We start from the raw sequence: 22075 nt of genomic DNA, 5'->3' as shown, positions 1-22075 counted from the left end.
AGGCGGACCGGATGCTGGCGGCCGACCGGGCAGGCAAGCGGCTGTCGAACTACGACCAGGTCAAGGCCGAGGTCGCGCGTCAGGTCGGGTATGCCCAGGGCGGCGCAGGTCGCGGCCGCGCAGGCCAAGGCGCAGGCCGATGTCCTGGTGCAGACCGGTCTGGAGCACGGTGTCCAGTGGTCCAAGGTCGCCTCGGGCATCGCCGCCGCGGCGGACGCCGCGTGGAAGGCCGGTCAGACGGCTCAGCACGCAGTGGACGCCACCGCCGCCACCGCGGCCGGCCTGAACGCCAAGAACCAGGCCGAACTGCACGAGCAGCAGGCAAAGAAGTGGCGGGCGAACGCCGAGGAGCACGCCCGGGCCGGGGCCCGGATGGCCGAAACCGCGGACAAGCAGGCGGAACGCGAGGCGTGGGAACACGCCCGAAAGACCCGCGAGGCTCGCATCGAGGCGGAGCGTCAGGCGGTGGTCGCGGCCGAGCAGCGCAAGATCGCCGAGCGTGAGCGCGACCTCGGCGCGGCGGCCCGGGCCCGGGCCGAAAACGAGCGCGACCTCGCCGCGGCAGCCCGTGCGCGTGCCGAGGCCGAGGCCCGTGCGGCGTCCACCGCCCGTGCGCAGGCACAGGCGGCGGACGCGACGGCCGCGTCCGCGCGGGCGGACGTCGCCCGCCAGGACGGCATCGCCGCCGAGTCGGACCGCAAGGCGCGGGCGGAGGAGACCAACGCCCGCAACTCCCGTGACGCCGCGCGCACGGCCGAGCAGCGGCACCAGGCGCAGGAATCCCGTGCCCGGGCAACCGAGGCGATGGCCGCCTCCGGCCGCGGCACGATCCGCGCCGCCGAAGCCCGGGCCGCCGCGGACGCGGCGCGCCGACGCCGACACGGGCGCAACAACCTCGGGGTAATATCGCTCCTGTGGGTGTGACGGGCGACGCTCACTCCCAGCGCACCCTACGCTCGGCAACGAATCCGACGTGAGCAACGCTGCCCAGAGGGCCAACGATCTCGGGCGGCTGGTCGTCTGGGCTCTCGGCCACGCTTACCAGGCCGAGATGCGCGGGTTGATCGGTAACTACCTGGCCGACGCCGAAGGGGTCCCGGTGGACATTCCGGTGTCCTTGTTGCAGCGGATCTCCGAGGAGGTCGGGCGCTCCCGCCACTCACTGCTGACCGGCAACGGGCCCCAGGCCGTCGAAGCCCAGGCCGGACCCCTCACCGAGATCGTCCACAGCAGGCGTCACAACAATTGACCAACCCACTGCAGCGGGCAGACCCCTCCCAGCCGGACGCCGGGCACCCGGGAATGCCCTGACGAGTTGACCACGCCACCGGCGGCCGGCGAGAACCAGCCCTGACAGCCGACACGGTCCAGCGACGAGCCCACAGCCGCCACGCAGACTCGCCGGCTGCACCCCAGGGGAGTCGCTACACCGCTGCGATCCCGGCTTCCCGCCCCTGCCGCGCTCAGGTGCAAGCGCCTCCGACGTCAGTCGAAGCGCAGGTCGGCGAGTTGCCGTTCGAGGGCGGTGACCTCGTCCTCGGGCTCGGCCCGGCGCGGGCGGACCGCCATGAGCGCGGCCAGTTCGCCGCCCGCCCGCCGGACGCGCGCGGGCAGGCCGTCGGTGTACTCGTCTCCCCCTGATCCCCAGTCCTCGGACGCCGCGTACACCGCGGTAGGAACGACGGCGGCGCGCAGATAGGCGAAGAGCGGGCGCAGGGCATGCTCCAGGACCAGGGAGTGGCGAGCGGTACCGCCCGTCGCCGCGACCAGGACCGGCTGCCCGGTGAGGGCGTCCGGGGCGATCACGTCGAAGAAGGACTTGAACAGCCCGCTGTAGGAGGCCGTGAACACCGGAGTCACGGCGATCAGGCCGTCGGCTCCCCTCACCGCGTCGATCGCGGCGGCCAGTCGCGGCGGTGCGAAGCCGGTCACGAGATGGTTGGCGACGTCGCCGGCGAGTGCGCGCAGCTCGACAACCTCGATCGACACGGTGTGCCCCTGGTCGACGAGTTCGTTGCGGGCCGCCTCGGCCAGCCGGTCGGCGAGCAGGCGGGTGGAGGAGGGCGTGCTCAGTCCCGCGGAAACGACGGTCAGCTTCATGCGACGGTCGCTCCCCTCTGCGTCGCGGCGGCGGCGACGCGCGCCGCGTGCGTCGGCGCGTCCGGAACGTCGGCGGGACGCCCGTTCGCGAACTCCTTGCGCAGCACGGGCACGACTTCCTCGCCGAGGATGTCGAGCTGCTCCAGGACGGTCTTCAGGGGCAGGCCCGCGTGGTCCATCAGGAAGAGCTGGCGCTGGTAGTCGCCGACGCTCTCCCGGAAGGTCAGGGTCCGGTCGATGACCTGCTGGGGAGAGCCCACGGTCAGCGGAGTCTGCTCGGTGAAGTCCTCCAGCGACGGGCCGTGGCCATAGACCGGCGCGTTGTCGAAGTACGGGCGGAACTCCCGTACGGCAGCCTGGGAGTTCTTCCGCATGAAGACCTGCCCGCCGAGTCCCACGACGGCGTCCTCCGGGCGGCCGTGGCCGTGGTGGGCGTACCGCCCGCGGTACAGCTGGACCATGCGCCGGGTGTGGTCGGCCGGCCAGAAGATGTTGTTGTGGAAGAAGCCGTCGCCGTAGTAGGCGGCCTGCTCCACAATCTCCGGTGACCTGATGGATCCGTGCCAGACGAACGGCGCGACGCCGTCCAGCGGCCGGGGTGTCGAGGTGAAGGCCTGCAGGGGCGTGCGGAACGTTCCCTCCCAGTCCACGACGTCCTCGCGCCACAGCCTGCGCAGCAGCGCGTAGTTCTCTTTGGCGAGGTTGATGCCCTGGCGGATGTCCTGTCCGAACCACGGGTACACCGGGCCGGTGTTGCCGCGCCCCAGCATGAGGTCGACCCGGCCGTCGGCCAGGTGCTGGAGCGTCGCGTAGTCCTCCGCGATCTTCACCGGGTCGTTGGTGGTGATCAGCGTCGTGGCGGTGGACAGGATCAGCTTCTCGGTGCGGGCGGCGATGTAGCCGAGCAGGGTGGTCGGGGACGAGGGGACGAACGGCGGGTTGTGGTGCTCGCCGCTCGCGAAGACGTCCAGGCCGACCTCTTCGGCCTTGATCGCGATGGTAATCATCGCCTTGATGCGCTCGTGTTCCGACGGAGCACGGCCGTCGGTGGGGTCGGGGGTCACGTCCCCGACCGCGAATATGCCGAACTGCATGAGGTCTCTGTTCCCCTGGTCCTGTCTGGATCCTGCGGCGGTGGGCGTGGAAGGAGGGGTGACGCCGAGGTTTCGGCATCACCTGCCGCGGCAGCCAGGCCGGTTCCCCCGGCTGCCGCACGGCGATGTCCTCACCCCCTGTGAACCGGCGGGTGGGGCGTCACTTCGCCAGGAAGGCGAGGAGGGCGGCGTTGACCTCCTCCGCGTGGGTCCACAGCAGACCGTGCGGGGCGCCCTCGATCTCGACGTAGTCGGCGGAGGGGAGCGCCTTGTGGAAGGGGCGCGCGGTGCCCTCGGCGGGCAGGATGCGGTCGGCCGTGCCATGCAGGATCAGGGCGGGCACGTCGACGGACGGGATGTCGGCGCGGAAGTCGGTGTACCAGGTCGACGGCGCGGCGGACGCGGCGAAGAAGCCGCCGCCGACCGCGGTGTTCCAGCTGTTGCGGACCGCTTCCTCGCTGATCCGGGTGCCCAGATTCTCGTCGAGGTTGTAGAAGTCGTTGAAGAAGGCCGTGTAGTACGCGTAGCGGTCGGCCTTGACTGCGGCGACGACTCCGTCGAAGAACTCCTTCGGGGCGACGCCGTCCGGGTTGTCGTCGGTCTTGAGCAGGCAGGGCTCCAGGGAGGCCAGGAAGGCTACCTTGGCGACGCGGGCGGAGCCGTACGTGGACACGTAGCGGGCGACCTCGCCGGTGCCCATGGAGAAGCCGACGAGGACGGCGTCGTTCAGGTCGAGGGTCTCCATCACGGTGTTCAGGTCGGCCGCGAAGGTGTCGTAGTCGTAGCCGGCCGTCGGCTGGGAGGACTGCCCGAAGCCGCGGCGGTCGTACGTGATCACGCGGTAGCCGGCGTCGAGCAGCGCGGCGCTCTGGCGCTCCCAGGAGTGGCCGTCGAGCGGGAAGCCGTGGATGAGGACGACCGGCTGCCCGGCGCCGTGGTCCTCGTAGTAGAGGTCGACGGCGGTGGTGTTCTCCTGGCCCACCGTGATGTGCGGCATGGGTTGTCTCCTCGATGCGAAGTGGCGGGTCCGCGCCTCGGTGCGGTACGGAACACCGCCACGCTACGGTCGGGGAAGCGCCGCTTGTTGTCGCGCCACGCACGGCGTCTTGCCCATGAGTGCAGCGTTCTGCCCGCTCTGGGAGCACCGGACGTGCCCGTCGGCTCCCGCGATTCCTGCCTGTGGTTCTGCCTGGAGACAGGTACGGCCCGCTGCTTGGCTGTTCGGTGCGGGCGAGAACCCGGGCCTCGCCAAAGTGGTCCGGTTGCGCTCCAGCGAGGTCGCTGCCCGTACGACGAGCCGTCCGGCCGTGCCGGACACGGGCCGCCGCCTTCCGGGGAGGTGCAGTGCAGTGTCCTCTCCCAGCCCGTCGTAGCCCCGGAGTCACTTCCCCTGAGCGGAGAGCAATTTGAGCCTGGTGCTGACGACCGACTCCGTGCCGGACCGGGACAAGGTCGCGTACTGGAACGATGCGGTGAGCAGGACGCTGGTGCCGATGACGGTCGCCCCTCGGGGCGGCGGGCCGTTCGACGGCCGGATCGCCACCGACCGCATCGGATATCTCCAAGTCTCCACCATGGAGGCCGACGCGGAGCGGGTCAGCCGCACGCCGGCGCTGATCGCCAGGTCGTCCGAGGCGCTCGTGGCGGTCGGTGTCCAGATATCCGGCACGGCCACCTTCGTCCAGGACGGCCGGCGGACCGAGGTGGGTGCGGGTGACCTGGTGGTGTATGACACGAACCGGCCGTACTCCTTCGACTATCCGCAGCGGTTCGCCACGCATGTCTTCCAGCTTCCGCGCCGCACACTGGGCGTGTCGGACAGCGACATACGGCGGGTCACCGGCAACGCCATCGGCACCGGGGACGGCTTCGGCGCGATGCTGCTCCCGTTCCTGTCCACCCTGGCCTCTTCCTCGGCCGACGGCTACCCGCCCGCCGTCGCAAACCGGTTGGCCGGCAATGTCGTCGACCTGCTCGCCACCCTGATCGCGGAGCGGGCCCACCCGGGCGGTACGGACGCGGACGCACGGAGCCATCTGATGCTGCGCGTCCTCGACCACATCAACCGGAACCTGGGCGACCCGGACCTTTCACCGGAGCGCATCGCCCGGACGCACCGGATCTCCGTCCGGTACCTGCACCGGTTGTTCGAAGGCGAGGGGACCACCGTCGGCCGACTCATCCGGCGACGGCGCCTGGAGGAGTGCGGCCGGGAGCTGGCCCGCCGCGGACGGACAGCCCCCACCGTGTCCGCCGTTGCCCAGAGGTGGGGCTTCGTCAACCCCGCCCATTTCAGCCGGGCCTTCCGCGCCGCCTACGGCGTCTCCCCCCGTGAATGGCGCAGCCTGCGCACCGCCCAGGACGACCTCGGGCGGTCCCCGGCGGTCACCTCGGCGCCCGGGACCGTCCCCGAGAACGCCGATGATGTCCACGGTACTGACCGGCAAGGGGCTGACCTCCCGCCGTCCAGCGGGCAAGGTCCCCGCTCGGAGCCGCGCCGGCCGTCCTGTGCCTGCGGCGGCAGTGCACCGGCCGACTGCCGACGCACCACGTTCCGCCGCTCGACCAGGGACCCGGTGCCCCGAACCACCCTCTCGCTTCAGGCCCTCTCGGCAGGAGACCGTGTGATCGACTTCGTCCCTTCGTCCGCTCGGCACCCGGTCCTGGACCACCCCACCCGAGCATTCGTGTCCCTGCACGCCTGCCCGCCGTCGGTGCACGACCCGGACCTGGCACAGGCACGTCTGGGCCTTGCGCGTCTCCAGGGGAAGGACGGTCTCGACCCTCTCGACGAGGAAGCCACCTCCACGGAGTGGTTCGCGCTGCCGGGCGGGCCGACCGGTCACGTCCGGGTGCAGGTGGTCAGGCCCGCCGACAGCGCCGGCGAGATCCCCGTCGTGCTGTTCCTGCACGGGCTGGGATGGGCCCTGGGCGATGCCGGCACCCATCGACGCCTGGTGCGCGCGTTCGCCCTCGGCACGGACGCGGCCGTGGTCTTCGTCGAGTACGAGCGCGCCCCCGAGGCTCAGTATCCGATCGCCGTCGAGCAGTGCTACGCGGTCGCGAAGTGGATCTGCGAGCGAGGCGGCGAAATCGGCCTGGACGGCAGCCGGATGGCCGCCGTGGGCGACTCGGCGGGCGGCAACCTGGTGGCGGCACTGACCCTGATCGCCAAGGAGCGCGGAGGGGTGCGGCTGCTGCAGCAGGTGCTGCTCTGCCCGGTCACCGATGCCGGCTGCGACACCTCCTCGTACCAGGAGTTCGCCCACGGCTACTTTCTCGGCGGCGAGACCATGCGCTGGTTCTGGGACCAGTACCTGCCCGACGTACGGCAGCGGAGCCAGGCCACCGCATCACCGCTGAGGGCATCCCTGGAACAGCTCACCGGACTCCCCCCGGCGCTGGTGGTCACCAGCGAGGCCGATGTGGTGCGCGACGAGGGCGAAGCGTACGCGACGAAGCTCCGGGCGGCCGGCGTACCGGTGGTCTCCCTGCGCTACCACGGAACGATCCACGGTTTCATGATGCTCGATCAGCTACGCGATACGGACTCGGCCCGCGCCGCCCTCGTCCAGGCCCTCGACACCGTGCATGTCGCCCTGTACCGGCACCGCGGCTGATCCCTCAGCCCCGGAACAGGTGCACCATGTCATGTCGGGCCGTGCTCACCAGGGCCGGCGGGAGCCCTGCGGGACTCGGGCCCAGAGCACATCACGGCGGCATGCGCTCCTCACTCGGCGGGGAGCGTGTCCAGGAGCTTCTGTGCGGCCTTCAGCTCCTTGTCGTCCGCCGTGTCGCAGGCAGTAGCGGGCTTCCTCGGTTTCTCCCAGTTCGATCAGGGCCTCGCCCAGATGTAGTAGCTGTTCGGCCTCCCTGTGGAATACGCCGATGCGACTCGACTGGATCTGGGCACTGCGATAGTGGTCGGCGGCCTCCCGCCACCGCCCCAGCGCGGCGCAGTCGAGACCGAGTGCCTGAGTCGTGTGGGCACGGAAGATGTCGGCGACGTGCCCGCTCACCGGACAGTCGGGCGCATCGAGGAAGGCCATGATGCGCTTGTGCTGGGTCAGGGCCTCCTCGGCACGGCCGCGCAGGCGCAGAGAGCTTCCGTAGAGCCGCATGGCCTGGGGCCAGACCTGGTAATAACCGACGTCTTCCGACAGGTCGATGGCGGCGAGAGATCTGTCCGCGGCCGTCTGGGCTTGACCGAGTTGCCGGTGCGCGCTCGCCGCATTCACCAGCGCCGAGACCTGCTGGTGAATGTCCTGTGCGCGTCGGGCGTGTTCCAACGCTTCGTCGGCCTGTTCGATGGCCTCACGGTAGCGCTGGTCGCAGGTGTTCAGGGCCCAGGAGCGGCAGTTGAGGTGAAAGGCCTGCATGTACGGGTCGTCAAGCGCGGTGGCGGCCTCCCCGGCCAAGCGGAAGACCTCGGGCCAGTGTCCCCAGTGGACCCACAGGTCGCAGAACCATTCCATGGCATAGGCGGTCTCCACGACCTGGGTGTGCTCGCCCTTCTGGGCGGCGTCGCGCAGCGCGGCGAGCCAGGAGGGGGCTTCGCTCCGGAGCCAGGCACGGGCCTCGTCGGCACTCTCGAGCGGGACCAGGCCCCGCCAGGAGGACGGCGGCGCGCCGTACTTGGGCTTGTGCCACCGGCCGGCGACCACGGCAGAGCGCGGGCGAACAGCCGCAGCAGGTCGTGCAGTTGGTAGCGACCGGTGAAGGTGACCTGCAGCAGCCCGGCCTCGACTAGCTCCTCCATCACGTCCTCGGCCTCGAAGACGCCGGTCGCGGTCAGAGCGGCGCCGTAGGCAGCGGTCATGTCCGGCCCCGGAACCAGACTCAGCAGCCGCAGCATGCGCGCGGCCTGGTGCGTCAGCTGACAGTACGACAGTTCGAATGCCGCCTCCACCCGCACGTCGCCAGCGGCGAGCGCGCCCAGTCGGCGTTCTTCGTCGGCCAGGCGCCGGACCAGGTGGTCAACGGTCCATCCAGAACGGACCGTCAGCCAGTTTCCCGCCACCCGCAGGGCCAAAGGCAGCCGCCCGCACAGCTCCGCGACCTGTGCCACAGCCTCGGCTTCCGCGTCCGCCCGCTCCTCGCCCAGGATCCGGCGCAGCAGATCGACCGCCTCGTCCTGCGCCATCTCCGACAGCGCCAGGCGGTCGACGTCCTCCAGCCCGGTCAAGGGCCGCCGACTGGTGACCAGTACCAGACTCCGCCCGGCTGCGGGCAGGAGCGCACGGACCTGCCCCTCGTCGCGGGCGTTGTCCAGCACCACCAGGCACCGGCGGTCACCCAACAGCGCCCGCAGCAGCCCCGCGCGGCCCTGTGGATCCTCCTGCGCCAGCCGGCGGTCCGACACGCCGAGGGCCTTCAGCAGCTTGAGCAGCGCCTCGCCCGTGTCCACGGGACCATCCACCCCGTGGAGGTCCACCACGAAACACCCGTCGGGGAACTCCTCCGCCAGATCCGCCGCCGCCTTCAGCGCCAGCATCGTCTTCCCGCACCCCGGAGGACCCGAGACGACCCACACCGGGCGCTCCCCGCCGGTCCGGGCCCGTTCCGTGGCCTCCCGCAGTCTCGCCAGCTCCGGTTCGCGCCCCGTGAAGTCCCCCACCGATCGCGGCGGCACGACTGTCCCCGCCACCGCGACCGCGCGCGTCGGACGCGCCGCCCGGGCCGCGGCCAGCAGCGCCTCCCGCTCCGCGTCCGCGAGCCCAAGACCCTCCGCCAGCGCCACCACCGTGCGCCGCTGCGGAACCCGACTGCGCCCCCGCTCCATGTCTCCGGTGGCCCGGACACTCACACCCGACGCCTCGGCCAACTCCTCCATCGTCAAACGGACTCGCTGCCGCCGACCACGCAGAACAGCCCCGAACGACTTCTCCTCGAACACAACCCCTCTCTCCTCCCACCCCGAGGGAAGAATACGGTGTGCCAGTTCGGGCAAAGCCACAGGTCAGCGCGTCCAACCGCCGTGCCGGGCCCACCCCGAAGGGTGGGCCCGGCACGGTGCCCAGGCCTGATCTCGGGTCAGCGGGCGGTGGACCGGGCCACGTCCTGGATCAGTTCGGCCACGGCCTTCGGCTGGGCGAGCATGACCAGGTGCGAGGAGTCGACCTCGACAGTGGTCATGCCCGCGCGCTCGTAGCCAAAGCGCTCCACATCGGGGTTGATGGTCCGGTCGGAGGTGGCGACCAGGCCCCACGAGGGCTTGTTCCTCCATGCCGCGACCGGCGCCGCCTCCGCGAAGGCCCGTGCGGCCAGGGGGCGCTGGGAGACGGCGAGCACCGCGGCGAGCCCGGGGTCGACGTCCGCGGCGAAGAGCTCGGGGAACTTCTCGACCTCCACCGAGACGTCGGTGCCGGTCTCGGTGGAGCCCGCCACGGGGAACGGCGTGTAGACGAGCGCGTCGGCGAGGCCGGAGTCGGGGAAACGCCCCTGCAGCTCGCCCAAGCTCTCGCCCTCCTCCAACGCGTAGCCCGCGAGGTAGACCAGCGCCTGGACGTTGTCCTCCGTACCGGCGAGGGTGATGACGGCGCCGCCGTAGGAGTGCCCCACCAGGATCACGGGGCCGTCGACGGCACGGACGACCGAGGCGATGTACGCGGCGTCGTCGACGAGGCTGCGGTTGGGCACCGCGGGGGCCACCACCTCCAGGCCGGCGGTGGTCAGTTCGGGGATGACACGGGCGTAGCTGGAGGCGTCGGCGAAAGCGCCGTGGACCAGCACGACAGTGGGACGGGCGGATCGGGACATGCGAGAACTCCTCGGTGGGCGGGTCGGGTGCGGCAGACGGAATCGTCGTGTTTCACAAGCCGAACCGGGCGCGGCGCGTCTCGGGCACCAGGTCGGCGTACTCGGGGTGTTTGCGGATCCACCCCCGGGTGAAGGGGCAGTACGGCAGGACGCGCAGCCCGCGTGCGCGGGCGTCGTCGAGGGCGCCCCGGGCGAGCAGTCCGCCCATGCCCCGGCCGGCGAACCGGGAATCGGTCTCAGTGTGGATGAAGGCGATCTCGCCCTCCGAGAGGAAGTAATCGGCGAAGCCCGCGGTCTCGGTGCCGTCGTCTCCGGCGAGGATCTCGTACCGGGACTGCTCGGGGCGGTCCACCACCTGCGGTTCCATGGGCGCTCCTGTGCGGTTGTGGAATCGTGGGTCGACGTGGTGTGGCGGCATGAGGGTGTTCAGAGCGTGCGGCGCACGCCCGCCTGGCGTTCCAGGTTCCGGAGCTGGACCGCGAGGTCGCCCTCCACGGCGGCGTGGGCGGGTCCGCTGCGGCCGATGGGCAGGACCTCCTCGCTGCGCATGTCCTCCAACATCAGGGCGAACGCCGCGTACATCGCGACGAGCGCCACCAGGAGGCCGAGGACCCCGGACGTGCGCGTGACCCATTCGGCGCCGGTGAGACCCGACAGACCGGTGGCGGCCCAGCGGGGCAGGGAGACCGCCAGGACGAGCCACAGCGCGCGCTTGGGCCGGGTCACGGCGGTCATCAGCGCCCCGAAACAGAGGAGCGCCAGGTTGAAGACGCCGAGGACACGCAGGCCGTCGGCCGCGCCGCTGAACATGACGAGTGCGTAGGCCAGCCAGCTGCCGGCGAAGACGGCCATGAGCGTCGCCGCGATCACGTCACGGGCACCGAAGGCCAGGATGCTCACGAGGAACTGCAGGGCGAAAGCGGGCAGTACGCACAGGGCGACGGCGCCGCGAGCCGAGTCCTCGAAGAGCCCGAGCTGCATGCATCCCGTCATCACGGAGGCGATCGCCACCGTGAAGAAGCCCAGCGGCATCGGGGAGGCGATGGGGCGCAGATTGATCCGGGTCATCGACCGCAGGTCCGGCTCGAAGCGGCGCCCCGGGCCGACGTCCGGTCCGCCGGCGGGCCGGGCGTCCGGCCCGGCGCCGGCCTCGTCGATGGAGGCGGGGTCAGTACTCATCGTGGGATCTCTCGTTCAGTGCTCGAAGCAGGGGTCGAGGAACGGCGGAGGCGTCTCGGGAGTGGAACCACGGGCGACGCGCCAGCGGCGGTGCTGCTCGGACTCGGCGACGGCCTCGGCCACGAGCGACGCCTGGCGGGCACCGCTCTGGTAGCCGCCGAAGTGGGCCACCGGGCTCCACTCCGGACTGACCGGCGGGACGGCCTCGTCGAGTCCCTCGTACTCCGCGGTCGCGTAGACGATGCGGCCGCCGACGACGGTGAGGACGGACTCGATGTCGGGAATGACGTCCTCGGGCACGGTGAGGAAGTCGTCGGAGAGGATGGCGAGGTCGCCGTACGAGCCTTCTCGCAGGGTTCCCTTGACGTCCTGCTCGCCGGTGAGCCGGGCACCCCCACGGGTGTAGAGGTCGAGGGCGGTCTCGCGGTCGAGCAGGTTCCCGGCCGGATAGAGCGCGGTGCCTCCGACGGTGCGCCCCGTCACGAGCCAGTGGAGTGAGACCCACGGGTTGTACGAGGAGACGCGGGTGGCGTCGGTTCCGGCCGCGACGGTCAGGCCGCGGTCGAGCATGGCTCGGACCGGAGGGGTGTGGGCGGCGGCCTCGGCCCCGTAGCGGTCGCGGAAGGCGGTGCCCTGGAAGGACATGCGGTTCTGGACGGATACGGCGCCGCCGAGTTCAGCGATCCGGTCCAGGCTGGCGGCCGAGACGGTCTCGGCGTGGTCGAAGAGCCAGCGGTTGCCGCCGGGGAAGAGTCCCTCCGCGGCGAGCTTCTCGAAGACGGCCAGGTCGCGGCGGATGGTCTCGTCGTAGGTCGCGTGGAGCCGGAAGCCCCAGCCGTTCTCAAGGAGGAGCCGGACCGCCTTCTCGAACTCGGCCTCGTACCCCTCGGCGAGCTCGGGGCGGGGTTCGGAGAAGTTCTCGAAGTCGGCGGCCGCCCAGGTCAGGTTCTCGCCCGCGCCGTTCAGCCGGAGCCACTCGTCCCCGTCGCCGGGCTTGACCGTCTCGGTCCAGCGCATCAGGTCGGCGAGCTCCTGGCCGGCCGTCTGCGGGAACAGGTGGTAGGCGATCCGCAGCGACAGCTCCCCCGACCGGGCCAGGTCGACGACCGTGGCGTAGTTGTCGGGGAAGTTCTGGAACCCGCCGGCGGCGTCGACCGCGGACGTCAGTCCGAAGCGGTTCAGCTCGCGCAGGAAGTGTCGTGTCGACGTCCGCTTGTCCGCCTCGTCGAGGGTCGGCGCCTTGGCCAGGGTCGAGTACAGAATGAGGGCGCTGGGCGCCGCGAGGAGGACCCCGTTGGGTTCGCCGTCCCGGCCCCGGACGATCTGGCCGCCGCGTGGGTCAGGGGTCTCCCGGGTGAATCCGGCGGCCTGTACGGCGGCCCGGTTCATCAGGGCGGACTGGTACAGGTGCAGGACGAAGACCGGGGTGTCGGGGGCGGCGGCGTTCAGCTCGGCAACGGTCGGCATCCTGCGCTCGGCGAACTGTTCGGCGGTCCAGCCGCCCACCACCCGGATCCACTGCCCCTTGGGGGTGCGGCCGGCCTGCTCGCGCAGCATCGCCAGGGCGTGTCGGAGACTGCGTACGCCGTCCCAGCGCAGCTCCAGGACATAGTTCAGGCCGCCCCGGATGACATGCAGGTGCGAGTCGTTCAGGCCGGGGATCACCCGGCGGCCCAGGGCGTCGACGACCCTCGTTCCCGGCCCGACGAGGTGGGCGAGGTCGTGGTCGTCACCGAGCGCCGCGACCCGGCCGTCGCGGATCGCGACGGCGCGGGCCTCGGGACGGTCGGGGTCGCCGGTGAACACCTTCGCGTTGCGGACGAGGAGGTCGGCCCGTACGTGCTCCTGCCGCGGTGCGGGAACGAGGCCCGCGACGGGCATGCTCGTCGACGGCCCGGTCATGCCAGGGCCTTGCTCAGGATGTCGGTGGCGACGCCGATGGCGAGTTCCGCGCCCTGCGTCTCGCGCAGCGCGTTCAGCATGACGAAGTCGTGGATGACCCCCTGGACGCGCAGGGCGGTGACGGGGACTCCGGCGGCGTGGAGCTTCGCCGCGTACGCCTCGCCCTCGTCGCGCAGGACGTCGGCCTCGGCGGTGATGACCAGGGTGGGCGGCAGGCCGGTGAGCTGCTCGGTGGTGGCGCGCAGCGGCGAGGCGGTGATCTGCGCGCGCTCGGCCTCGTCGGTCGTGTACTGGTCCCAGAACCACTTCATGGCGTCGCGGCGCAGGAAGTAGCCCTCGGCGAACTCGTGGTACGAATCGGTGTCGAAGCTCGCGTCCGTGACCGGGTAGAAGAGGACCTGGTGGGTGACGCGGACGTCGCCGCGCTGCTTGGCCATGAGGGTGAGGGCGGCCGTCATGTTGCCGCCGACGGAGTCGCCCGCGACGGCGATCCGCGTGCCGTCGAGGTCCTTGTGGTGGCCCTCGCGGGCGATCCACTGAGCGACGCTGTAGTTCTGCTCGATCGCGACGGGATAGCGCGCCTCGGGCGAGAGGTCGTACTCGGGGAACACCACGGCCGCCCTTGCGCCGACGGCGAGTTCGCGGACGAGCCGGTCGTGGGTGTGGGCGTTGCCGAAGACCCAGCCGGCGCCGTGGATGTAGAGGATGACGGGGAGGGCGCCGGTGACGCCGCGCGGGCGGACGATGCGGGCACGGACGTCGCCGGTGGGACCGCCGTGGACGACGACCCACTCCTCGTCGACGTCGGGCAGGGGGACACCTTCCCCGCTCTGGACGTCGTCCACGGCCTTACGGCCGTCCGCCACGGGGATCTGGTAGAGGAACGGCGACTGGGCGGTGGCGTCGGCGAAGGCCTGGGCGGCGGGTTCGAGGATCGGCGGGTTCGACATGGGGGATTCTCCTTCGAAGGACGTACGGGGTGGGTGCTCAGCGGGTCGCGCGCGCGGCGTCGAGGATCACGTCGGTCACCACGGCCGGGCGGGAGACGGCCACGGCATGCGACGCGTCCACCTCGGTGGTGTGGGAGCCGGCACGTCGAGCCATCCACCGCTCGGCGGCCGGCGGGATGTTCTTGTCGGCGGTGGCGATCAGCGCCCATGAGGGGATGGACTTCCACGCAGCGTCCTGGGCCTTCTCCTCCAGGGCGAGGGTGGACACCGGGCGCTGGGTCGCGGCCATCACCGCCGCGTCCGCGGCAGGGACGTCAGCGGCGAACTGGCACCGGAACTTAGCCTGATCGATGACGAGTTCGGTACCGGTGCCGCCGCCGGGCCGCGGGTACGGCTGCGGGTTCACCGTCTCGCCGAGGGTGGAGCCGGGGAACTTGGCGGCCAGCTGGGCCGCGCTCTCGCCCTTGTCCGGGGTGAACGCGGCGATGTAGACGAGGGCCTTCACGCGGCTGTCGCCCGCGGCGGCACCGCTGATGACGGCGCCGCCGTAGGAGTGGCCGACCAGGACGACGGGGCCGTCGACGCCGGCGAGCACGCCGCGGAGGTAGGCGGTGTCGTCGGCGAGGCCGCGCAGCGGGTTGGCGGTGGCGACGACGGGGTAGCCCGCGCGGCGCAGTCGCTTGATCGTTTCGCTCCAGCTGGAGGCGTCCGCGAACGCTCCGTGGACCAGGACGATGGTGGGCTTGGGTGCGTGCCGGTCGGTGCCGGCGGCGGGCGAGCTGCTCGTGGGTGCGGCACCGATCAGGGTGGCCAGTGTCGCGGGCAGGGCGAGGGCGAGCGCGAAGGTGCGCTTCGTGGGAAGCATGTGCGGTTCCTTTTCGGGTGCTTGTGTGGGTGCGCAGGGACGTGCGGCGCTCGCCTCAGAGGCCGTACGCCTCAAGCAGCCGCAGCCAGACCTCGCTGACCGTCGGGAAGGCGGGGACGGCGTGCCACAGACGTTCGAGCGGGACTTCTCCCACGATGGCGACGGTGGCCGTGTGGATGAGCTCGGTCGCCATCGGGCCGGTGAGCGTGCAGCCGACGACGACTCCCCGCGTCTCGTCGACGACGAGTTTCGCATGGCCCCGGTAGTCATCTGCGTACAGCGCTGCTCCGGCGACGTCGTCGATCCGGTACTCCACCGCGCGTACGGCAAGCCCCGCTTCGCGGGCCGCGCGCTCGGTCAGACCCACGCTCGCGACCTCGGGGTGAGTGAAGACGGCCTGCGGAACGGCGACGTGGTCGGCCTCCGCGCTCCAGGCCTGGCCACCACCAGTGTCCGCGGGGCGGCCCGCGGCCCGCTCGACGATCGCCGCGGCGCACGCACGGGCCTGGTACTTGGCCATGTGGGTCAGCGGCGCACGGCGATTCACGTCGCCGACGGCGTAGAGCCAGTGGCCGTCGAGACCGGTGACACGACAGGTGTCATCGACCAGGAGCCAGTCGCCGGCCGCCAGGCCGACGGTCTCCAAGCCCAGTTCCGAGGTGCGCGGGCGGCGGCCGGTGGCGGCAAATAGCTCGTCGCAGACGAAGACGGCTCCGTCGTCGGTCTCCACGGTCACGGTACGGGTGGTCTCGTCACGGGCGACCCGGGTGGCCGAGACCCCGAAGCGGATCGCGACGCCCAGGCCGGTGAGCCCCCGGGTGACCTCTTCGCCCGCGCACGGCTCCCAGCCGGTCAGCAGCGCCTGGTCGCGGACGAGCAGGGTGACGGAGGAGCCGAGCGAGCGCCACGCGGTGGCCATCTCGCAGGCCACCACTCCCCCGCCGATGACGACCAGCCTCGCGGGCACGACCTCGGCCGTGGTGGCCTGCCGGTTGGTCCACACACCGATCCGGTCGAGCCCTTCGACCGGCGGCAGCACGGGCTCCGTGCCGGGGCCGAGGACAACCGCGCACCGCGCCCGCAGGGTACGGACCGCGCCGTCGGCCCCCGTCACCTCCACCCGGCGCTCTCCGGCGAGCCGGCCGTGCCCTCGTACGAGGGTGATACCGACGCCCTTCAGCCAGTCGGCCTGGCCGGTGTCGTCGCCACGGCCGGTGAACCGGTCGCGGCGGGCCAGTACCTGCGCCGGGTCGAGCGCCCCGGTCACCGCCTGCCGTGCCCCGTCGACCGACCGTGCGGCCTCCCTGGCCGCACCGGGACGCAGCAGGGCCTTGCTCGGCACGCATGCCCGGTAGGAACACTCGCCGCCGACCTCCTCGGCCTCGACTAGGACAGCGGTCAGCCCCGACCGGACGACCCGGTCGGCGGCGACCTCGCCGCCCGGCCCGCCGCCGACCACGACGACGTCGTACGCGTCCTCCATCAGCCGCGGACCAGGGGGGTGTCCACCAGGTGCTCGGCCAGGAACCACACCTGCGCCTCGCCGGTACGGATGACCTCGGAGACGAGCAGGTCGGTGCTGCCCTCGTCGCCCTCGGCGGAGATCCGGGCGGCGGCGTCCCGTGCGTCGATGAGGATCCGCTCGTGCGCGTCGAGGAGCCGCGACAACATGACGGGGACCTTCTCGACACCGTCCGGCGGCCGGGGAATGGCGGTCAGCTCCGCGACGTGCCGCGGGTCTGCGACCGCGACGCCGCCAAGGCTCTGGATCCGCTCGGCCAGCGCGTCCACGATGACCAGTTGGGCCTCCGCGTGCTTGTCCAGCATGAGGTGGAGCGAGTAGAAGGTCGCACCACGCATGAGCCAGTGGTGCTTCTTGTAGAGGGAGTACAGGATCTGCGTGTCGGCGAGGACGCGGTTCAGCCGCTGGCACGCGTACATGCGGGTGTCGTGACCGAGGCCGATCGGCAACTGCTTGAGCGTGCCGAACACCTGGGTCTCGGCGCCCTTCTGATGCAGCAGCGGCTGGCCGCCGCCGTGCGGGGGTGTGGTGATGGTGGTTTCCATCGAGTTCTCCTGGAGGGTGGGAGGGCCCGGCCGTCCGGTCGGGGGCGTGGAGCGGCCGGACCCGGTCTGTGTGGCTCGCGGTCAGCGCTCGCCACGGGCGGCGCTCTGCGGCGCCGCCGGGGCTGCCCGGTGCAGTACGAGCCGGGTGAGCAGCCCGCTGCCGACACCCGCCGCGAGCACGAGGGCCGTCCACCACAGCGGGTAGGGCGTGAGGCCGAGGGCCGCGTCGAGTGACCAGGCACCGGGTCCGGTGGCGGCGAGGGCGGCGGCGGTGCCGATGAGGACGAGCGGGTACTCGTACCCGTCGTTCTGCACCCAGAGCCCGTGGCGCCATTTCACGGTGAGCGCGACCGTCATGACCCCGATGGCCCCGGTCGCGGCGAGCGGGGTCAGGAGGCCGACGGCGAGCAGCAGACCCGATCCGATCTGGCCACCGCCCGCCGCCAGTGTGGTGAGGGCTCCGCCGCGGAAACCGTCGGCGCGGAATTCCTCCGTGCCGCCGTCGAGTCCCCTTCCGCCCAGGTGTGAGCTGATCTTCTGCACACCGTGGCCGGCGACGAGCAGGCCCACCAGCAGACGCAGGATCAGAATGCCGGTGTCCAAGGAGGTCAGCCGGCCGCGTGCGCGCCGATGATGCTCTGCGCGTACACGACACCCAGGCCGTAGGCACCCGCGTGGGCCTTGACGATCTCCATGACCGCGCCGTACGAATCCTGCCGCGCCCAGTCGCGCTGCAGCTCCAGGAGCACCTGCACCCAGGTCACCGGCACCGCCCCGGCGGCGATCATCCGCTGCAGCGCGTGCTCGTGGGCGGCCGGGCTGACGCCCCCCGAGGCGTCGGTCACGACGTACACCTCGTACCCCTGCTCCAGAGCCGAGAGCGCGGGCAGCACCAGGCAGACCTCGGTCCACAGACCGGCCAGGATGATCTTCTTGCGCCCGGTCGCCTTGACCGCCGCCACGAGCGCCTCGTCCTCCCAGGCGTTCATGGTCGTGCGGTCGATGGCCTCGTGCTTGGGGAACACCTCGGCGAGCTGCGGCAGCAGGGGCCCGGAGAACGACTCGGCGGCGACCGTGGTCAGGACGGCCGGAACGTCGAACGCCTTGGCCGCCTTGGCGAGACCCACGGTGCTGTTGATGATGGCGGCACGATCGCCGCTGCCGGTGCCGAAGAACATCTGCGGCTGGTGGTCCACGAAGAGCATGACCGCGTTGTCGGGCGTGAGAAGGTCCGCGCTCGGGGCGGCCTGCACCTTGGCGATGTCGAACATGAGGGGTCCTTTCGGAGCAGTCGGTACCGTGCCGCCCGCATTCCCGGCTCGACACACCCGAAAGCTACGACCGGTCCGACCGACCGACTTTTCTCCCCGTGCCCAGGTGTTGGCACGACAGCGCACTACCCGAGCGAGTGATTCCCGTAGTCGTCCTCCGGATCCCTCGGTGCGGTGGACGGCGCGGAGACAGTGGGCAGTGCCTTGTCCGGCGGCTTGAGTCGACCACGCACGGGGCCGCCGGCAGCCTCGACGGTGACGGCAAAGTGCTCCTCTGTGATCAGGATCCCGACCGAGCAGGCAGGGGCGTCGAGGCCCCACGAATCCACTCGGGCCGCTCTGCCCTCCGATGAGGTACGTAGTCGGCTTCACGTGTCAGGACAACCGCCCCACCCAGCGTTCGCTGGGGAGAATCTGGGGAGTATGGAGCCCTTGGGGAGCGGCTGAGGAGAATCGACCGCGCAAATCGGTGTCACCGTGAAAGCGCCGGAAACCTGCAAAGCCGCAGCTCAGAAAGCCTTCGGCACTGGTCACCGCGGCGGAGACCCAAGGGCACTCCTGCTCGGCGGGAGAGACCGGTTTCGCGCCCCCGTCTCATCGCCGCCGCAGGGCATCTCCCCACTTCACCATCACCGCGCAAGGACAAACAGTGGGGTCCTCGTCCTCCAGGAACAGGACCGGACCGAGCACGTCGCCACCGAGAAGGAACTCGCCGAGGCCAACAAGGACTCCTGGATCAGGATCCCCCGCTACGACTACACCCCGTCCGAACGTCTCCGCATCGTGCTCAGCGGCGGCCAGCCACACCGGGCCGACGAATGGTCCGACACCCCCCCCGGGCGTCCCCTCGAAGACCAGCTTGCCGAAATCGCACAGGAGGTCACGCTCCGCGGCCAAGCCGCCGAACCCAGACGCCTGGACGAGATCGAAGCGGCACGCCAGAAGCGCATCCGCTGGGAAGCCGCCATGGAAGAAGCCCGCATCCAGTACGCCGAGGCGTACCGTGTCAGGCACTTCGAAGCTCAGGAAGCGGCATGGCGGCACGCCACCCGACTGACCCAATACGTGAGCGCCGTACGCACTCGAGTCGAGGCCATACCTCCGGGTCAAACCCGAACCGAAGCCGAAGCATGGATGTCACGGAACGTCAGCACCGAGAAGCGAATGGGCGGGGTCAGCCAACGGCTCGGCTGCCGGTCCCCGCCCCTTCAAGATGCCCACCGCCACACGGATGAGCACTCCACCTGGCGCCAACCAAAACCGCCCATGACGACCCGTCAGGAATCACGCCGCCCGTGCGTCACGTCCGTCGGACATGCGTCAAGATATCGCACCTAACGCACGTAACGCCCATAATGCACACTCGGATAGACGGCAGGTCAGCGGCCCTTCTCGGCAGGCTCAAGGGTCGCGACGCATTCTACGTGGTGGGTCCAGCGAATGCTGGCCCGCGGGGGGCAGTCCGAATTATACCAGCTTCTGACGATGGAGAAGATCAGGCTGGAGTGCGGGCAGGGTACAGCCGAGGAAGCTCTTGAGGTTGTCGTCGGAATAACCACGGCGCTCCGGCTCCTCGTCGCCGAGCTCGTGGCGCTGACCGTAGGCGGCACCGTGGAGGCGCTGCGGAAGCGGGCGCCGCTGCTGTGGAACGCGAAGTCGCTTATCGACCAGGCGTCTGCGGTGCATGAGATTTTGCTGGAGTTCTGGCCGGAGCTCAGCCGCATGTGCCAGGAGCTGCGATCGGCGATCGCCGCCTACGAAGATGCCTCGACGAACGCGTCGGCGCGCCTGATGACCGCAGCGGGGACCACGAGGGCGCTGAACCTGCTACCACCCGAGATGGGGTCTGTCACGCCCGGCCTCGGAAGCGGCTCGGCCGCCGCGGAAACGACGGTGGAGGACCTGCGCGTGACCGGCGCGGCTGCCTACAACATCTGGCGCGGCTGGCCGCTGCCGTGGTTGTCTCGGGGCCCGGACACGTAGGGGGGCGCATGGACGCAGCGGGAAGCATGGCCTTATCGGCTGTGCAGGTACTGACCGCCATCGCGGCAGGGGCGGGGACCGAGGCAGGCCGAGCGTTAGGAGACGTAGTACGGGCACAGTTGGGCACTTCGGATGAAGGCCGGGCCGCTCTGGCCAGGGTGAGCGCCGACCCAGCGGATCCGGCGGCGGCACAGGGGCTCCAGGAGGCGATCCGCGAGGCCATCGCGGCCGACCCCGAGTTCCAGGGCCGCGTGGCGGCAGCACTGGCCGGACCGTCTCCGGATGCGCCCCCCGCCTACAGGATCAGCCACTCGTACAAGGACAGTATCGTCATCAGCGCCGGCAGCAAGGTGCGGCGGAGCCAGATCTCACTGGGCCCGCTGACGATCAACAACACCCGGAGCGCTCGCGTATCCCTCACCGCGGCCGCCGCGCTGCTGCTCGCGCTGCTGGCCCTGGCCGCATACGGCGGGGCACAGGCGATCAGGGGCGACGACTCTCCCGGAGTATCCAGCGGTGCTCCTCCGCAAAGTCCCCACACGGCGTCCTCCGCCCCGTCAGCGCCGGCATCGTCCGGTGGCGAGTCCGACCCGGTAGTACGTGAGGCGGCCTCAGCGGAGCAGATTCTTCCCGGTCCCGAAAGCCTGCCGGAGGGCTGGGCTTTCGCCAGCGGCTCACCGCAGAAGGGCACGTGCCGCAACAGCCGTGTGGGCACCGAGAAGGACGGGACGCTCCAGTACATCTGCAAGGGCTCGCTGCTGGACCTGACAGCCTGGTACGACCCGGGAGCCGCAGCCGGTTTCGACAGGGTACACATCGAGGTCGTGACGTACTCCAGCCATGACGCCGCCGCTCAGGGATACCTCGGTCAGAAAGCGGAGGAAGCCAACAACCCGCCCAACGGCGTGACAGAAGAAAGGCTGACCTCCTACTGCGAGCATTCAGCCTTCTTCAGCGTGACCTATCCCGGCATCCTCGACAGCGTGGACAGAGGCCAGGCACGGAGCGTCGTCCACTGCGGGACTGTCATGCTCAGCGTCTACGTCATGAACGAGCACGGGAGCAGCGTCGATCTCAACACGCTCAGCGCCCTCAGCAAGACGGTCGCCACCCGTGCCCAGCAGGCGCTCAACGGCGAGACCCCTACCGCCGCCTTCGGCCGTTCCTGAACTTCGCCAAGGTGGTCGTCGTCCGGTCGGCACCACACAGCCGGTGACCCCGGCCGACCGGACAGCGTCGGAGGAGATGTGACTACCAAGCCAGGCGCCGGAGCGGGCGCCGGGCCGGCACGCACGACGGGGCCGGCCGGTCATGGTCGGGCCACGGCCGGCCCCCCGGTGATCGCACCCCAGGTCCGCGAACTCATCGAATCGATCGTGCAATCGGTGTGCGACGGCGACGACCCCCGCATCCGGAACCCGCTCGCCCGACTGGCGACAGTGGCCGACACCGCTGCCCTTTTGCACCTGCGCCAGCGGCTGTACGACAGCATGCCCGCGCACCCTCCCCATTGACACCGGCCGCGCCGCGCTCCAGCAGACGCCGCGACACCGCAAGTGACCCGGCCCCGCCGACTGGTGTTGAACCAGCATGACGACCACCACACGGTCAGGCTCCGTCCCGTCATCAGCGCACAACGCGGCGACAAAACGGCTCGCCGCCCCGACCTGGAACCGAACTACACCGGCATCGAGACCAGAGCGAGAGGCCCGACCTCGGCATCCCCTCCGTGGGTGGTGTCCGCACGAGAGCCGCCAGCAACCGGCTGCGGGGCCCACCTGTGGTCGGCCCCGCCCCACTCGCGAGAGTCAGTGCGTTGTGGCAAAGGGAGTCCCTGTTCGACGAACCGGGACTCCTTCGTGTGCGGAGCATGATCGCGACGGGGTGGGGGCAGGCAGCGGACGG

At 70.9% G+C, this 22075-nt stretch carries 22 protein-coding genes and 1 pseudogene; 8 read left to right on the top strand and 15 right to left on the bottom strand.

The window, feature by feature from the left end; translation table 11 throughout:
- Positions 1–90 precede the first annotated feature (90 nt).
- Together ACIQZO_RS39195 and ACIQZO_RS39190 are read left to right on the top strand one after the other, a co-directional pair.
- Entirely contained in the window at positions 91–924 is an 834-nt protein-coding gene (locus ACIQZO_RS39195; protein ID WP_403636034.1) for a hypothetical protein, read from the top strand.
- A 49-nt stretch (positions 925–973) separates the two neighbouring features.
- The gene (locus ACIQZO_RS39190) at positions 974–1249 is read left to right on the top strand and encodes a hypothetical protein (protein WP_403636033.1); all 276 of its coding nucleotides are present in this window, start codon (positions 974–976) and stop codon (positions 1247–1249) included.
- A 236-nt stretch (positions 1250–1485) separates the two neighbouring features.
- Here ACIQZO_RS39190 and ACIQZO_RS39185 read toward each other — a convergent pair whose 3' ends face one another.
- From ACIQZO_RS39185 to ACIQZO_RS39175, 3 genes are all read right to left on the bottom strand, one after another.
- A complete protein-coding gene (locus ACIQZO_RS39185; RefSeq protein WP_403636032.1) occupies positions 1486–2100 on the bottom strand; it encodes an FMN reductase in 615 nt (204 codons plus the stop codon).
- Positions 2097–3194 carry an LLM class flavin-dependent oxidoreductase gene (locus ACIQZO_RS39180; RefSeq protein ID WP_403636030.1) on the bottom strand — a complete coding sequence of 366 codons (1098 nt, stop codon included), beginning with the start codon at positions 3192–3194 and terminating at the stop codon, positions 2097–2099. Before ACIQZO_RS39180 ends, ACIQZO_RS39185 begins: the two co-directional genes overlap by 4 nt.
- Before the next feature lie 160 nt (positions 3195–3354).
- On the bottom strand, positions 3355–4191 hold the full coding sequence (locus tag ACIQZO_RS39175; RefSeq protein WP_403636029.1) for an alpha/beta fold hydrolase: 837 nt from the start codon (positions 4189–4191) through the stop codon (positions 3355–3357).
- Positions 4192–4600: 409 nt separating this feature from the next.
- Between ACIQZO_RS39175 and ACIQZO_RS39170 the strand changes: the two are divergent.
- Both ACIQZO_RS39170 and ACIQZO_RS39165 read left to right on the top strand, forming a co-directional pair.
- Positions 4601–5551: pseudogene (locus ACIQZO_RS39170) on the top strand (helix-turn-helix domain-containing protein); the annotation flags it as partial.
- A gap of 219 nt (positions 5552–5770) precedes the next feature.
- On the top strand, positions 5771–6814 hold the full coding sequence (locus tag ACIQZO_RS39165) for an alpha/beta hydrolase (protein WP_403636037.1): 1044 nt from the start codon (positions 5771–5773) through the stop codon (positions 6812–6814).
- Between the two features lie 45 nt (positions 6815–6859).
- On the opposite strand, the gene ACIQZO_RS39160 is transcribed toward ACIQZO_RS39165, so the two are convergent.
- The 12 genes from ACIQZO_RS39160 to ACIQZO_RS39105 all read right to left on the bottom strand — a co-directional run bounded on the left by ACIQZO_RS39160 (position 6860) and on the right by ACIQZO_RS39105 (position 18187).
- Complete coding sequence (locus ACIQZO_RS39160) at positions 6860–7573, bottom strand: hypothetical protein (RefSeq protein ID WP_403636028.1); 714 nt, start codon at positions 7571–7573, stop codon at positions 6860–6862.
- On the bottom strand, positions 7534–9090 hold the full coding sequence (locus ACIQZO_RS39155) for an NB-ARC domain-containing protein (RefSeq protein WP_403636027.1): 1557 nt from the start codon (positions 9088–9090) through the stop codon (positions 7534–7536). Before ACIQZO_RS39155 ends, ACIQZO_RS39160 begins: the two co-directional genes overlap by 40 nt.
- Positions 9091–9227: 137 nt before the next feature.
- Positions 9228–9953 carry an alpha/beta fold hydrolase gene (locus tag ACIQZO_RS39150; protein ID WP_403636026.1) on the bottom strand — a complete coding sequence of 242 codons (726 nt, stop codon included), beginning with the start codon at positions 9951–9953 and terminating at the stop codon, positions 9228–9230.
- 52 nt (positions 9954–10005) lie between these two features.
- A complete protein-coding gene (locus ACIQZO_RS39145) occupies positions 10006–10320 on the bottom strand; it encodes a GNAT family N-acetyltransferase (protein ID WP_403636025.1) in 315 nt (104 codons plus the stop codon).
- A 59-nt stretch (positions 10321–10379) separates the two neighbouring features.
- A complete protein-coding gene (locus ACIQZO_RS39140) occupies positions 10380–11132 on the bottom strand; it encodes an acetate uptake transporter family protein (RefSeq protein WP_403636024.1) in 753 nt (250 codons plus the stop codon).
- A gap of 15 nt (positions 11133–11147) precedes the next feature.
- Positions 11148–13034: an amidohydrolase gene (locus tag ACIQZO_RS39135; RefSeq protein WP_403636023.1), complete on the bottom strand. Its 1887-nt coding sequence runs from the start codon at positions 13032–13034 to the stop codon at positions 11148–11150.
- Positions 13031–13984 carry an alpha/beta hydrolase gene (locus ACIQZO_RS39130; protein ID WP_403636022.1) on the bottom strand — a complete coding sequence of 318 codons (954 nt, stop codon included), beginning with the start codon at positions 13982–13984 and terminating at the stop codon, positions 13031–13033. The genes ACIQZO_RS39135 and ACIQZO_RS39130 overlap by 4 nt, the downstream gene beginning before the upstream one ends.
- 37 nt (positions 13985–14021) lie before the next feature.
- Positions 14022–14849, bottom strand: a complete 828-nt coding sequence (locus ACIQZO_RS39125) for an alpha/beta fold hydrolase (RefSeq protein WP_403636020.1) — start codon at positions 14847–14849, stop codon at positions 14022–14024.
- A gap of 55 nt (positions 14850–14904) precedes the next feature.
- Positions 14905–16332: a dihydrolipoyl dehydrogenase family protein gene (locus ACIQZO_RS39120; RefSeq protein WP_403636019.1), complete on the bottom strand. Its 1428-nt coding sequence runs from the start codon at positions 16330–16332 to the stop codon at positions 14905–14907.
- Positions 16332–16916 carry a Dps family protein gene (locus tag ACIQZO_RS39115; RefSeq protein ID WP_403636017.1) on the bottom strand — a complete coding sequence of 195 codons (585 nt, stop codon included), beginning with the start codon at positions 16914–16916 and terminating at the stop codon, positions 16332–16334. The genes ACIQZO_RS39120 and ACIQZO_RS39115 overlap by 1 nt, the downstream gene beginning before the upstream one ends.
- Positions 16917–16997: 81 nt before the next feature.
- Entirely contained in the window at positions 16998–17519 is a 522-nt protein-coding gene (locus tag ACIQZO_RS39110) for a DoxX family protein (protein ID WP_403636016.1), read from the bottom strand.
- Positions 17520–17524: 5 nt separating this feature from the next.
- On the bottom strand, positions 17525–18187 hold the full coding sequence (locus ACIQZO_RS39105) for a hydrolase (protein ID WP_403636015.1): 663 nt from the start codon (positions 18185–18187) through the stop codon (positions 17525–17527).
- Between the two features lie 477 nt (positions 18188–18664).
- On the opposite strand from ACIQZO_RS39105, the gene ACIQZO_RS39100 reads away from it, so the two are divergent.
- The 4 genes from ACIQZO_RS39100 to ACIQZO_RS39085 all read left to right on the top strand — a co-directional run bounded on the left by ACIQZO_RS39100 (position 18665) and on the right by ACIQZO_RS39085 (position 21684).
- Positions 18665–19525, top strand: coding sequence for a hypothetical protein (locus ACIQZO_RS39100; protein WP_403636014.1), 861 nt, complete (start codon positions 18665–18667; stop codon positions 19523–19525).
- Positions 19526–19672: 147 nt separating this feature from the next.
- Positions 19673–20170: a hypothetical protein gene (locus ACIQZO_RS39095; RefSeq protein WP_403636013.1), complete on the top strand. Its 498-nt coding sequence runs from the start codon at positions 19673–19675 to the stop codon at positions 20168–20170.
- Positions 20171–20328: 158 nt separating this feature from the next.
- The gene (locus ACIQZO_RS39090; RefSeq protein ID WP_403636012.1) at positions 20329–21339 is read left to right on the top strand and encodes a hypothetical protein; all 1011 of its coding nucleotides are present in this window, start codon (positions 20329–20331) and stop codon (positions 21337–21339) included.
- A gap of 168 nt (positions 21340–21507) precedes the next feature.
- Positions 21508–21684 (top strand): hypothetical protein, encoded by a 177-nt coding sequence (locus tag ACIQZO_RS39085; protein WP_403636010.1) that lies wholly within the window; start codon positions 21508–21510, stop codon positions 21682–21684.
- The last annotated feature ends 391 nt before the right edge of the window (positions 21685–22075 follow it).

The sequence above is a fragment of the Streptomyces sp. NPDC097617 genome (genome assembly GCF_044761485.1).
GTDB lineage: Bacteria > Actinomycetota > Actinomycetes > Streptomycetales > Streptomycetaceae > Streptomyces.
This window is presented reverse-complemented; position numbering and strand designations above follow the sequence as displayed.

Coding starts and splice junctions, on each gene's coding strand:
- ACIQZO_RS39150 (WP_403636026.1), bottom strand. CDS start 9,953: ATGTCCCGATCCGCCCGTCCCACTGTCGTGCTGGTCCACGGCGCTTTC.
- ACIQZO_RS39105 (WP_403636015.1), bottom strand. CDS start 18,187: ATGTTCGACATCGCCAAGGTGCAGGCCGCCCCGAGCGCGGACCTTCTC.
- ACIQZO_RS39175 (WP_403636029.1), bottom strand. CDS start 4,191: ATGCCGCACATCACGGTGGGCCAGGAGAACACCACCGCCGTCGACCTC.
- ACIQZO_RS39145 (WP_403636025.1), bottom strand. CDS start 10,320: ATGGAACCGCAGGTGGTGGACCGCCCCGAGCAGTCCCGGTACGAGATC.
- ACIQZO_RS39140 (WP_403636024.1), bottom strand. CDS start 11,132: ATGAGTACTGACCCCGCCTCCATCGACGAGGCCGGCGCCGGGCCGGAC.
- ACIQZO_RS39185 (WP_403636032.1), bottom strand. CDS start 2,100: ATGAAGCTGACCGTCGTTTCCGCGGGACTGAGCACGCCCTCCTCCACC.
- ACIQZO_RS39115 (WP_403636017.1), bottom strand. CDS start 16,916: ATGGAAACCACCATCACCACACCCCCGCACGGCGGCGGCCAGCCGCTG.
- ACIQZO_RS39095 (WP_403636013.1), top strand. CDS start 19,673: ATGGAGAAGATCAGGCTGGAGTGCGGGCAGGGTACAGCCGAGGAAGCT.
- ACIQZO_RS39125 (WP_403636020.1), bottom strand. CDS start 14,849: ATGCTTCCCACGAAGCGCACCTTCGCGCTCGCCCTCGCCCTGCCCGCG.
- ACIQZO_RS39180 (WP_403636030.1), bottom strand. CDS start 3,194: ATGCAGTTCGGCATATTCGCGGTCGGGGACGTGACCCCCGACCCCACC.
- ACIQZO_RS39120 (WP_403636019.1), bottom strand. CDS start 16,332: ATGGAGGACGCGTACGACGTCGTCGTGGTCGGCGGCGGGCCGGGCGGC.
- ACIQZO_RS39135 (WP_403636023.1), bottom strand. CDS start 13,034: ATGACCGGGCCGTCGACGAGCATGCCCGTCGCGGGCCTCGTTCCCGCA.
- ACIQZO_RS39195 (WP_403636034.1), top strand. CDS start 91: ATGCCCAGGGCGGCGCAGGTCGCGGCCGCGCAGGCCAAGGCGCAGGCC.
- ACIQZO_RS39130 (WP_403636022.1), bottom strand. CDS start 13,984: ATGTCGAACCCGCCGATCCTCGAACCCGCCGCCCAGGCCTTCGCCGAC.
- ACIQZO_RS39160 (WP_403636028.1), bottom strand. CDS start 7,573: ATGCAGGCCTTTCACCTCAACTGCCGCTCCTGGGCCCTGAACACCTGC.